At 64.2% G+C, this 11000-nt stretch carries 9 protein-coding genes; 3 read left to right on the plus strand and 6 right to left on the minus strand.

Annotated elements, in window-relative coordinates; all coding sequences use genetic code 11:
* Nucleotides 1-158: 158 nt before the first annotated feature.
* The 4 genes from FIV38_RS12915 to FIV38_RS12930 all read right to left on the minus strand — a co-directional run bounded on the left by FIV38_RS12915 (nt 159) and on the right by FIV38_RS12930 (nt 5159).
* Nucleotides 159-1682, minus strand: coding sequence for an MDR family MFS transporter (locus tag FIV38_RS12915; protein ID WP_092235438.1), 1524 nt, complete (start codon nt 1680-1682; stop codon nt 159-161).
* The gene (locus FIV38_RS12920; protein WP_092235435.1) at nt 1672-2823 is read right to left on the minus strand and encodes an HlyD family secretion protein; all 1152 of its coding nucleotides are present in this window, start codon (nt 2821-2823) and stop codon (nt 1672-1674) included. Before FIV38_RS12920 ends, FIV38_RS12915 begins: the two co-directional genes overlap by 11 nt.
* Nucleotides 2820-4298 carry an efflux transporter outer membrane subunit gene (locus FIV38_RS12925; protein ID WP_092235432.1) on the minus strand — a complete coding sequence of 493 codons (1479 nt, stop codon included), beginning with the start codon at nt 4296-4298 and terminating at the stop codon, nt 2820-2822. Before FIV38_RS12925 ends, FIV38_RS12920 begins: the two co-directional genes overlap by 4 nt.
* A 114-nt stretch (nt 4299-4412) precedes the next feature.
* A complete protein-coding gene (locus tag FIV38_RS12930) occupies nt 4413-5159 on the minus strand; it encodes an AraC family transcriptional regulator (RefSeq protein ID WP_029293175.1) in 747 nt (248 codons plus the stop codon).
* A gap of 162 nt (nt 5160-5321) precedes the next feature.
* On the opposite strand from FIV38_RS12930, the gene FIV38_RS12935 reads away from it, so the two are divergent.
* On the plus strand, nt 5322-6122 hold the full coding sequence (locus FIV38_RS12935; RefSeq protein WP_092235429.1) for a glucose 1-dehydrogenase: 801 nt from the start codon (nt 5322-5324) through the stop codon (nt 6120-6122).
* Nucleotides 6115-7941: a glycoside hydrolase family 15 protein gene (locus FIV38_RS12940; protein ID WP_092235426.1), complete on the plus strand. Its 1827-nt coding sequence runs from the start codon at nt 6115-6117 to the stop codon at nt 7939-7941. The genes FIV38_RS12935 and FIV38_RS12940 overlap by 8 nt, the downstream gene beginning before the upstream one ends.
* A 430-nt stretch (nt 7942-8371) precedes the next feature.
* On the opposite strand, the gene FIV38_RS12950 is transcribed toward FIV38_RS12940, so the two are convergent.
* On the minus strand, nt 8372-9340 hold the full coding sequence (locus FIV38_RS12950; RefSeq protein WP_092235423.1) for a GlxA family transcriptional regulator: 969 nt from the start codon (nt 9338-9340) through the stop codon (nt 8372-8374).
* Between the two features lie 90 nt (nt 9341-9430).
* Between FIV38_RS12950 and inhA the strand changes: the two genes are divergently transcribed.
* Nucleotides 9431-10111 carry an isonitrile hydratase gene (gene inhA / locus FIV38_RS12955; protein ID WP_070995585.1) on the plus strand — a complete coding sequence of 227 codons (681 nt, stop codon included), beginning with the start codon at nt 9431-9433 and terminating at the stop codon, nt 10109-10111.
* Between the two features lie 120 nt (nt 10112-10231).
* On the opposite strand, the gene FIV38_RS12960 is transcribed toward inhA, so the two are convergent.
* The gene (locus FIV38_RS12960; RefSeq protein WP_029293185.1) at nt 10232-10861 is read right to left on the minus strand and encodes a LysE family translocator; all 630 of its coding nucleotides are present in this window, start codon (nt 10859-10861) and stop codon (nt 10232-10234) included.
* Nucleotides 10862-11000: the final 139 nt, after the last annotated feature.

The raw sequence follows: 11000 nt of genomic DNA on the forward strand, positions 1-11000 counted from the left end.
AGGGGGCTGCAGTGGCGAGGGGGCTTGCCCCGCTGGGTTGCGCAGCGACCCCAAAAAATGGGCCTGCTGCGCAGTCCAGCGGGGGACAAGCCCCCTCGCCACAACAGGGCCCCTCTCCACAGTAGGCCCCTAACTACAACTACCCCTGGAAACGAGGCTCAGGTTCGCCGCAACAACAGCGCCGCCACCGCACACAACGTCAGCGCCACACACGCCAGGTAGAACGCGTCGCTGTAAGCCATCAAGAAGGACTGGTGCCGTACGCCCTGATCCAGCAACCCCAGCACCTGCTGGTGCTGCGGCCATTGTTCCTGCAGCAAACCGCCGCCCGGCAAGCGTTGTTGCAAGGCCGGCTCGAAAATGTTCAGCGATTCACCGATCCGCGCCGAATGCACCTGCTCGCGTACCACCACCAACTGTGCCAGCAGGGCCGTACCCACTGCGCCGCCCAGATTACGCAACATCGAGAAGACCGCCGAGGCCGAGCCAGACTCGGCCTTGGCCAGCCCATGCACCGCCAGCACCGACAGCGCCACCATGATCAATGGTTGGCCGATGCCGCGCACCACGATCGAGGGGATGATCACGTTACTGGCGCTGTCGGCCGACAAATGCGCGCCCATCCAACAGCCCAGGGCCATGATCGCGAAACCTGAAGCCACGAGGATTTTCGCGCTAAACCACTTCATCAGCTGCGGCAAAAACGGCGCCAGCACCAGTTGCACCATGCCGTAGGCAATCAGGCTGATGCCGATTTCGCTGGCGTTGTAGCCCTGCATCTGGGACAGGTAGTTGGGCACCAGGAATACCAGGCCATAGGTGCTGGCACCGAAGATAAACATCGCCACGCTGGCCACGCCAAAGTTGTAGTGCGCCAACAATCGCAGGTTGATAAAGCTTTTGCTGCCCCACAATTGGCGACCGATAAACCCTGCCAGCCCGACCACCGCCGCCAGGCTCATCCAAACAATAAAGGCCGAGCCGAACCAATCCTTGCGCCCGCCCTCCTCCAGCACGATCTGCAACGCGCCCAGGCCCAGCACCATGCACGCGATGCCCAGCCAGTCGCCTTGGCGCAACAACCCAAGGTTCATCGGCTGGCGATCGATGGACCAGGCCACTGCCGCCAACAGCGCGATGCCGGGGAACAGCTGCAGGTAGAAGATCCAGCGCCACGAATAGACATCGGTCAACCAGCCACCAATAGACGGCCCTGCGGCCTGGGCCACGCTGTTGGCCAGGCTGAACAGCGCCATGCCCAGCGGGATCTTGCTGGCGGGCAACTCGGTAATGATCAACTGGAACGATAGCGGAATCAGCACCGCTCCTGCGGCCCCTTGGATCACACGGATGATGATCATCACCGGCAGGTTCGGCGCCATCGAACAGGCCACCGAGGCCACCAGAAAGACCCCGGAGCCCCACAGCATTACCCGCCGTAACGAGAACACCTGCACCAGCCATGCGGTGAGCGGGATCATGATGATTTCCGCCACCAGGTAGGCCGTGGAAATCCACGATCCCTCCTCAAACGTAGCGCCCAGGGCCCCTTCGATTTCCGGCAACGCGGCACTGGTGACATGCACGTTCATGCCAGCCATGAAGCAACCGAACAGACCACCGATCACCGCGACCCAGGCGCGAAACGATACCGTCGAAGTGCTGCGCGCATCAGCCGCCATGGGAACTGTCCTGCTGGCGGGCCGGACGCGTATCCACCGTGGCGATCACTGACATTCCCGGCAAGATCGCGGGGCCGTTGACCTCGTCCGCGACCAGGCGGATCTTCACCGGAAAACGCTGCACGATCTTGGTGAAATTGCCGGTGGCGTTGTCCGGCGGCAACAAGGCGAATACCGCGCCGGAACCGGGGGCGATACTTTCCACCTGGCCGCGCCAGCGCTGGCCGGCAAAACTGTCCACCGCAATATCCACCGATTGCCCCGGCGCCATGTGCTGCAACTGGGTTTCCTTGTAATTGGCGATCACATAGGCCTGCTCCACCGGCACCACCGCCAGCAACGGCAGGCCCGGCATCACGTACTGCTGGCGACGGACCTTGCGCTGGCCCACGACCCCGTCGAACGGCGCGCGGATTGCTGTGTCATTCAAGGCATTGCGGGCCAGGGCCAGATTGGCCTGGGCCTCGCCCACCCGGGCCTGGGATTCGGCGATGCGCGCTTGGGCCTGTTGGCGACGCGCCTGCAAGACTTGGCACTGAGCCTGCTGCCGGGCCACTTGGGCACGGGCTTCGGTCACCGCCGCCAGAGCCTTGGCCTGGCCGGCACTGGCGGTTTCCAGGCGCTCACGGGTAGCGATCTGCTGGTCCACCAGATCGCGATAACGCAGGTAGTCCAGGCGCGCACGATGGGCCTCGGCCTCGTTGCTATGCAAGGCCGCCTGGGCCTGGGCGATGCGTTGCTGCTGCTCGGCCAGCCGCGCGTCCAGGGTATGCAGGCTGGACTGGCGCGCCGTCGCCGCTGCCCGGGCTTGCTGCAACTTCGCCTCGGAGCTGCGCAACTGCTCGATAAAGTCCCGGTCATCCAACTGCACCAGCACATCGCCCGCCTTCACCGGCTGGTTGTCCTCCACCAGCACCTGGGCCACGTAGCCGGCGATGCGCGGGCTGACCGCCACCCAGTCGGCACGGACGTAGGCATCGTCGGTCTCTTCAAGGAACCGCCCCCACTGCCACCAATACCCGGCAAACAGCCCCAGCCCCAGCAGCGTCGCCAGGGAGGCGCCTGTGAGCAGTGCGCGGCGATGGCGTTGCATCAAGCTGGGAGTGGATTGCAGGATGGCGGGTTCAACAGCCTGGTTCATGGCTTGGCTCCAAGGGCAGCAAGGGGTAAGGGTTGAGGTTGATCGTCACGTTGCCAGCCGCCACCCAGAGCCTGGAACAGGTCGATCTGGCGGTTGACCAAGCGCAGGTCTGCCTGGGCCAGGGTGGCCTGCAGGCTGACCAGGCTGCGCTCGCTGTCGAGCAATTGCAGGGCATCAAGGGCACCGGCCCGATAACTGCGGGTGGCCAGTTCAAACGCCTGCTGGCTGTTGTCCAGCGCGGCTTGCAGGGCCTGACGACGCTGCTGTTCGCCCTGGTACAGCGCCAGGGCTTGTTCGACCTGTTTCAAGGCGCTCAGTACCGTGGCGTCGAAACGCGCCTGGGCCTCGCGCGCCTGGGCCTGGCGCTGGCCCACCCGGGCCTGGGCGACGCCGCGGTTGGGAAAGCGCCAGGACAACAACGGCCCCACGGAATACACCAGCGCCTCACTGTCCCCCAACTTGCCCAGGCTGCTCGCCGAAGACTCAAGTGCAGCACCGAACGTCACTCGCGGGTACAACTCGGCGCGTGCGACGCCAATGGCCAGCGTGGCCGCCTGCAATTGGCGCTCGGCACGCCGGATATCGGCACGCCGTTGCACCAGCGCCCAGCCGTCCCCCACGGGCAGCGGCGCCTGCAATTGCGGGGGCTGGGCACAGCTGTTGCGGGCCACGTCCTGGGGCCGCATGCCACTTAGCACCGCCAATTCATACAGTGCGGCCTGATGGCGGGCAGTCAACATGGGCAACGGCGCACGGGTTTCTTCCAGCAGGCCATTGAGGCGCGCCAGGTCCAGAGCGGTGGCCGCACCGGCCTGCTGCAGTTTGCGAGTGACTTCGACACTGCGCTCCAACACCTGCACCGAATGACGCTGCACCTGGCTGCTGAAGGCATAGACGCACGCCTGGCCATAGGCCCGCGTGGTTTGCGCGGCCACCGTCACCCGCCACTCGTCCTCCAGCGCCCGCGCTGCCTGCGCATCGGCGCGGGCGGCAGCCAGGCGGTAACGCACCTCGCCCCACAGGTCCAGGGTGTAGCTCAGGGAGAATCCGGGAGCATGGCTCCACTCGGCATCGGCATGTTCACCGGTGGCCTGGGCCAGGGTCTGGTCGTCGCGACTGCGGCCATAGCCCACGCCGTAGGTCAGCAAGGTCGAGGGCTGGCGCTGGCGGTCGACCTGCTCCAGGCGGGCCAGCAGCGCATCGACGTGCGCGGCGGCGGCCTCAAGGTCTTTGTTGTGGCGCAAGGCCTGCTCGACCAACAGGTCCAGTTGCCGGTCGCGGTAAAGCTGCCACCAGCGCTGGGGCAGCGCCTGGGTTGCCGACCCGCTGGACAATTGCGGTATCGCCTGGGCCGCCAACGGCGCTGCAGGTTCGTCGGGCAGGCCGCTGCATCCGGCCAGCGCGCCCAGCAGAAGCAGCGTCAGGGCTGCCGGGGATCGATTGCTAGTGGGGGGATGAACGACAAGGCTGGGCATCACAAAGCTCGCTGAAGAATGAGCTTTGCAGATTAGGCATGCGCCCTGGCGGATTCGCCCGCGCCAGGGCCATGTATCGTCGCCAAATGGACAATAGGGTTACATGAAGCAACATCAGGCCCCAGGGCGGAAATGACTCGGCGGATACCCCAGCGAACGACGGAACATCGCACTGAACGCGCTGGGGCTTTGATAACCATGTTCCAGCGCTACTTCCAGGATGGAGGCGCCCTGGGCCAGTAACTTGAGGCTCAACGCCAGGCGCGCACGCTTGCGCCATTCGCCAAAGCTCATGCCCAGCTCGCGCTGGAAAATCCGGCTCAGGGTGCGTGCGCTCATGTTCAGGGTGTCGGCCCAGGACTCCAGGCTGCTGTCATCGGCCGGGTTGCGGATGAACCGCGTACACAACCTGGCCAGCCGTGCGTCGCCGGGCACCGGTACGTGCATCGCCACCACCGGCGCGGCCAGCAACTCCATGCGGATCAACTCCACCATCGCCAGCAGGCGCGGGTTGTTGACCTGACCGGCGATCAGCGTGGCGGCCACGATCAGCTCCCGCAACAGCGCGGACACCTCGATCACCTGGCACGTGCGGCCAAGGCTAGGCTCCACCTCAGGCATGAGAAACAAGGTGCGCATGTGCACCTCGCCGGCCATGCGAATTTCGTGGGGCGTCCCGGCGGGCACCCACAACGCGTGCCCGGACGGCACCAGCCAACTGCCCTGGGCCGTACTCACCACCATTACCCCGGTGACGCCGTGAATCAGTTGCGCCTGGGTATGACAATGGGGATGGACCACTTCGTCGTTGCGGTAGTTGTCGGCATAAGCCTCAAGCCAAGGCCGGGGCGCAGTTGTCATGGGCAGCGTCTCACGTCGTTAAGCCAGTGATTCTAACCAAAAGCCCAATGGCGAAAACGATAGATATAGACAGCCATCGTCGCATTTCGGACAAGCCACTGAACTTGTGCCGCGCACCGTCAGTCAGCTCAATGGACTCCCGCAATAAAGGTTGGGTGGACAATGCGCATCTCGTTGGAACAACAAGTGGCCGTGGTCACCGGCGCCAGCTCCGGCATCGGCGCGGGCGCCGCCAGGGCTTTGGCCGCGGCCGGCGCGGCGGTAGTGGTGAACTACAACCGTCAGGCAGAGCCCGCCCAGGCCCTGGCGGCGCAGATCAACCAGAGTGGCGGCCGGGCCCTGGCCATCGGCGCCGATGTGTCCCGGGAGGACGATGTCGAGCGCCTGTTTGCGCAGGCCCTCGACGCCTTCGGTCATCTCGACATTCTGGTGGCCAATTCCGGCCTGCAAAAAGACGCCGCCATCAGCGACATGACCCTTGAGCAGTGGAACACGGTGATCGGCGTCAACCTCACCGGGCAGTTCCTCTGCGCCCGCGCCGCCCTGCGCATTTTCAATCGCCAGGGCGTGCGAGCAGGCGTATCCCGGGCCGCCGGCAAAATCATCCACATGAGCTCGGTGCACCAGTTGATCCCATGGGCCGGCCACGTCAACTACGCCGCGTCCAAAGGCGGCGTCGAGATGTTGATGCGCAGCCTCGCCCAAGAAGTCAGCCACCAACGGATCCGCATCAACGGCATCGCGCCGGGGGCGATCCGCACGGCCATCAACCGCGCCGCCACCGAGGGCGATGCCGAGCAGGCGCTGCTGAAACTGATCCCCTATGGCCGCGTCGGTGACGTCGAAGATGTGGCCAACGCCGTGGTCTGGCTGGCCAGTGATGCCTCCGACTATGTGGTGGGCAGCACCTTGTTTATCGACGGCGGCATGAGCCTCTACCCGGAGTTCAAAGACAATGGTTGATCTGAAAAACGAAGCTCAAAGCGCCATCGATGCCCACGGCATCATCGGCGACATGCGCAGTGCGGCACTGATCAACGACCAGGGCAGCATCGACTTTTTCTGCTGGCCGGAATTCGACAGCCCGTCGATCTTCTGCTCACTGCTGGACTCCCCCGCCGCCGGGATCTTCCAACTGACGCCGGACCTGCCCCAGGCGCGTCGGGAACAGATCTATCTGCCGGACACCAATGTCCTGCAAACCCGCTGGTTGAGCGATGAAGCGGTGGTGGAAATCACCGACCTGCTGAGCATCAGCGACGATGTCGACGACCTGCCCCTGCTGATCCGCCGTGTGCGCGTGGTGAGCGGCAAGGCCACCCTGCACATGCGCTGCGCGGTGCGCCATGACTATGCCAGGGCACCCACGCGGGCCACGGCCGATAACGCTGATGTGTGCTTCGAAGCAGCGGGCCTGCCTGGCCTGCGCCTGGCCAGCAGCCAGCCTTTGCAGATCGACAATGACGCCGCCGTCGCCTGCTTTACCCTGGACCAGGACCAAGGTGCCGAATTTGTCCTGGGCGGCCTGGACGATGTGCGCGTCGACAGCAGCGGCACCGACCTGTGCCTGCAGCACACCCTGGCGTTCTGGCGCGGCTGGCTGGCCCAGTCCAACTATCGCGGGCGCTGGCGGGAAATGGTCAATCGCTCGGCCCTGACCCTGAAGTTGCTGACCTCACGCAAACACGGCGCGATCCTCGCTGCGGCCACCTTCGGCCTGCCGGAAGCCCCAGGTGGCGAACGCAACTGGGACTACCGCTACACCTGGATCCGCGACGCCTCGTTCACCGTCTACGCCTTTATGCGCCTGGGTTTTGTCCAGGAAGCCAATGACTACATGCGTTGGTTGCGCGGGCGCGTCAGCGACTGCTGCGGGCAGCCGATGAAAATCAACATCCTGTATGGCATCGACGGCCGCCAACAGCTGCCGGAAACCGAGTTGACCCACCTCAGCGGCCATGGCGGCGCGCAACCGGTGCGCATTGGCAACGAGGCCTTTGACCAGGTGCAACTGGATATTTTCGGCGAACTGATGGACGCGGTGTACCTGGTCAACAAGTACGGCGAAGCCATCTCCCATGAGGGCTGGAAACATACCCTGGAAGTGGTGGACCAGGTGTGCGAGACCTGGAACCAGAAAGACGTCGGCATCTGGGAGATGCGCGGCGAGCAACATCACTTCCTGCACTCGCGCCTGATGTGCTGGGTCGCCCTCGACCGCGCGATCCGCCTGGCCTCCAAGCGTTCGCTGCCGGCACCTTTTGCCCGCTGGGACCAGACCCGCCAGGCGATATATGAAGATATCTGGAGCAACTTCTGGAACGAGGAACGCGGGCATTTCGTGCAGCACATCGGCAGCACCGCCCTGGATGGTTCGATGCTGTTGATGCCACTGGTGCGCTTCGTGGCAGCCACCGACCCGCGCTGGTTGTCGACCCTGGAGGCCATCCAAAAAAGCCTGGTGCGCGATGGCATGGTGTACCGCTATCGCAATGACGACAGCCAGATTGATGGCCTGCAAGGCACTGAGGGTGCGTTTACTGCCTGCTCATTCTGGTATGTCGAATGCCTGGCTCGCGCAGGCCAAGTGGAAAAGGCCCACCTGGAATTCGAGCAACTGCTGCGCTATGCCAACCCGCTGGGGTTGTATGCCGAGGAATTCGACAGCCAGGCGCGACACCTGGGCAACACACCACAGGCCCTGAGCCATTTGGCGCTGATCAGCGCGGCGACGTTTCTGGATCGCAAGTTGAGTGGAGAGAAAACGGTGTGGCAGCCTTGATCCGCTGGCTTTACAGCGCTGGGCTCACTGGCTGTGGCGAGCGGGCTTGTTGTGGCGAGCGGGCTTGCCCCGCGCTGGGCTGCGAAGCAGCCCCAAAACCTGTTTTCGCGATCTGCCTGAGGGAACTCGGTGGCCCTATTGGGGCTGCTTCGCAGCCCAGCGCGGGGCAAGCCCGCTCGCCACGACAAGCCAGCTCGCCACAATAAGCCCGCTTGCCATTGGCATCGCAGAACCTCGACTTCTTTCATAATCGGAAAAAGCCAGGTATATACCGCTCCTCCTGTGTTCAAGGAAGAAACATGATGCCCGATAATGCTCGGCTGTCCCCCATTCTCTCCATCCTCATCCACGTACCCGACTGGCGTGCCGCGACCGACGGGTATGCGGCCGCCTTACCTGGTCACTGCTGTCACACGAGCATTGAGCTGACTCAAGCCGGCGCCGAAAACCGCTCGCGGTAAACCTGCGGGGTGATCGACAAGGCGCGCAGAAAACTGCGGCGCATGGTCTCTTCGCTGCCAAAACCACATTGCGCGGCGATGCGCTTGATTGCTACGGCGCTGTCGGCCAGTTGCCGGCGTGCGGTTTCCACGCGGATCAACTCGACTGCTCGCGCTGGAGTTTGCCCGGTCTCGGCGCGGTAATGGCGCACGAAGCTGCGTTCGCTCATGCCGCACGCCGCCGCCAGGGTCGGGATGTTCAAGTCCAGGTGCAGGTGTTCGGCAATCCACGCGTGCAACTCGCTGAAGCGGCTGCCGCCCTTTTGCAGGGACAGGGTGACGCTGAACTGCGACTGCCCACCGGGGCGCTTGAGAAATACCACCAGGTGCCGCGCCACCTCCAGGGCGACCGCGCGGCCCAGGTCCTCTTCCACCAGGGCCAGGCACAAATCGATACCGGCGGTGACCCCCGCCGAGGTCCAGACCGACCCCTGCTGGATAAAAATCGGATTGGCCTCGACCTGCAGACTCGGGTATTTGCGCGCCAATTCCTCGCAGCGCGTCCAGTGGGTCGCGACACGGCAGCCGTCCAGCAGGCCGCTGGCAGCCAGCAGGAAGGCGCCGGTACACACCGACGTCACGCGCCGTGAGTGCCGGGCTTTATCCTGCACCCAGGCCACCAGGTCCGGGTCTTCGGCCGCGCCATACACTCCCCAGCCGCCAGCGATCACCAAGGTGTCGCAGGGCGTCTCGGCGCCAGGCAACGGCTCGGCCACCAGGGCCAGGCCGGCAGAGGTCATCACCGGCTCGGCCTGGGCGGCAATCACGTTGACCGCATAGGGCAACGGCAAACCCTGTTGGCGCGCCAGGTCGTTGGCCGAGGCAAACACCTGCAAGGGGCCGGTGACGTCAAGCACCTGCACATTGGCAAAGGCGAGTACATGGATGATTTTCGGCATGATTGGCGTGATTCGTGGGCTCAATGGCGTATGCGCCAAAGCCTAGGCCACTAGAGTGAAGCCGTCCATCCTCTTTCCTGGAGTTTCACCATGACCTTGCAGATCGGCTTTGTGTTGTTCCCCGGCATCCAGCAACTGGACCTCACCGGCCCCTACGACGTGCTGGCGTCATTGCCGGATGTGAAGCTGCACCTGATCTGGAAAGACCTGGCGCCACTGACCTCCAGTAGCGGGTTGGTGCTCAGTCCGACCATCACCTACGACGACTGCCCGGTGCTGGATGTGATCTGCGTACCGGGCGGTTCAGGGGTAGGACCGTTGATGGAAGATGAGCCGACCCTGGGCTTTCTGCGCCAGCAATCCCAGACCGCACGCTATGTGACGTCGGTGTGTACCGGCTCGCTAGTATTGGGTGCGGCGGGCTTGCTGCGCGGGCGGCGGGCCACCACGCACTGGGCCTATCACGACATGCTGGCCACCCTGGGCGCGATCCCGGTGCAGGAGCGCGTGGTGCGCGACGGCAACCTGTTTACCGGTGGCGGTATCACGGCGGGGATTGATTTTGCCCTGACCCTGGCCGCCGAGTTGTACGGCGAGGCGGCCGCGCAACTGGTGCAACTGCAACTCGAATATGCGCCGGCCCCGCCCTTCAACGCCGGGCGGCCAGACAGCGCACCACAGCCTGTGCTGGACGAGGCCAACAAGCGCACCGCGCAATCACGCAAGACCCGCGGCGAAATTACCGCACGGGCAGCGGCGCGGCTGGGCTAAAGGCCGAACTAGTGTGGGAGCGGGCTTGCCCGCGATGGCGTCGTGTCAGTCACCGAATGTTTTGGCTGACCGCTATCGCGGGCAAGCCCGCTCCCACAAGGAGATACACCTGCGCGCCATCTACACCGTGCGCGGCATCAACGCCAGGCGCACAGCCAGTACCGTCAACACCGTGGCCAGCCCCCATTTTTGCAGGCCTGCGGTCTTCTCACTGCCAGCAAAAAACCGGCTGATCGCCCCGCCAAAAATTCCCAGCACCGCGTGAAACACGCCCGCAATCAACGTCAGGACCAAGCCCAATTGCACCAATTGCAGGGCAATGGGGCCGGCCTCGGGCTTGACGAATTGCGGCAGGAACACCATGAAAAACAACAGCGCCTTAGGGTTGAGCAAGCTGTTGAGCATAGCGCGCATAAACACCCCGCCCAGGCGCACCCGCACAACCTGGGCGGTGTCCAGGGACGGCTTTTTCTGCAAGGTCTTGAACGCCAGCCACAGCAGGTACACCACGCCGGCATAGCGAATCAAGTCAAAGGACGGAGGCCAACTGGCCACCAGGGCGGTGACGCCCGTAGCAGTCAACGCGGTCAGCAGCAGGTCCGCCACGCCGATCCCCAGGCCGGCCGCCACCCCACCCCGCCAGCCGTAGCTCACGCCATGGCTGATGACAAAGGCCATGTTCGGCCCGGGCGACAGCAACAACAGCAGCACAGAACCAGAGAAAACCGCCAGGGTTGCGAGATCGATCATGCTCAGCTCATCCGCCAGGGAAAGCCGTAGATTAGTCCTACCTCAGCCGCCGATGCCAGCGCAGGCGATACCGGCCTTGAAGCCATAGCTGTGGGAGCCGGCCCAAGGTTCAGCCCGCGCCCTTCCTACATTGCGTCAA

The sequence above is a fragment of the Pseudomonas proteolytica genome (assembly GCF_007858275.1).
In the GTDB taxonomy this organism is placed as follows: domain Bacteria; phylum Pseudomonadota; class Gammaproteobacteria; order Pseudomonadales; family Pseudomonadaceae; genus Aquipseudomonas; species Aquipseudomonas proteolytica.

Bases quoted from the DNA above. Each gene is read 5' to 3' on its own strand.
- FIV38_RS12915 (WP_092235438.1), bottom strand. From the start codon at position 1,682: ATGGCGGCTGATGCGCGCAGCACTTCGACGGTATCGTTTCGCGCCTGG.
- FIV38_RS12920 (WP_092235435.1), bottom strand. From the start codon at position 2,823: ATGAACCAGGCTGTTGAACCCGCCATCCTGCAATCCACTCCCAGCTTG.
- FIV38_RS12925 (WP_092235432.1), bottom strand. From the start codon at position 4,298: ATGCCCAGCCTTGTCGTTCATCCCCCCACTAGCAATCGATCCCCGGCA.
- FIV38_RS12930 (WP_029293175.1), bottom strand. From the start codon at position 5,159: ATGACAACTGCGCCCCGGCCTTGGCTTGAGGCTTATGCCGACAACTAC.
- FIV38_RS12935 (WP_092235429.1), top strand. From the start codon at position 5,322: ATGCGCATCTCGTTGGAACAACAAGTGGCCGTGGTCACCGGCGCCAGC.
- FIV38_RS12940 (WP_092235426.1), top strand. From the start codon at position 6,115: ATGGTTGATCTGAAAAACGAAGCTCAAAGCGCCATCGATGCCCACGGC.
- FIV38_RS12950 (WP_092235423.1), bottom strand. From the start codon at position 9,340: ATGCCGAAAATCATCCATGTACTCGCCTTTGCCAATGTGCAGGTGCTT.
- inhA (WP_070995585.1), top strand. From the start codon at position 9,431: ATGACCTTGCAGATCGGCTTTGTGTTGTTCCCCGGCATCCAGCAACTG.
- FIV38_RS12960 (WP_029293185.1), bottom strand. From the start codon at position 10,861: ATGATCGATCTCGCAACCCTGGCGGTTTTCTCTGGTTCTGTGCTGCTG.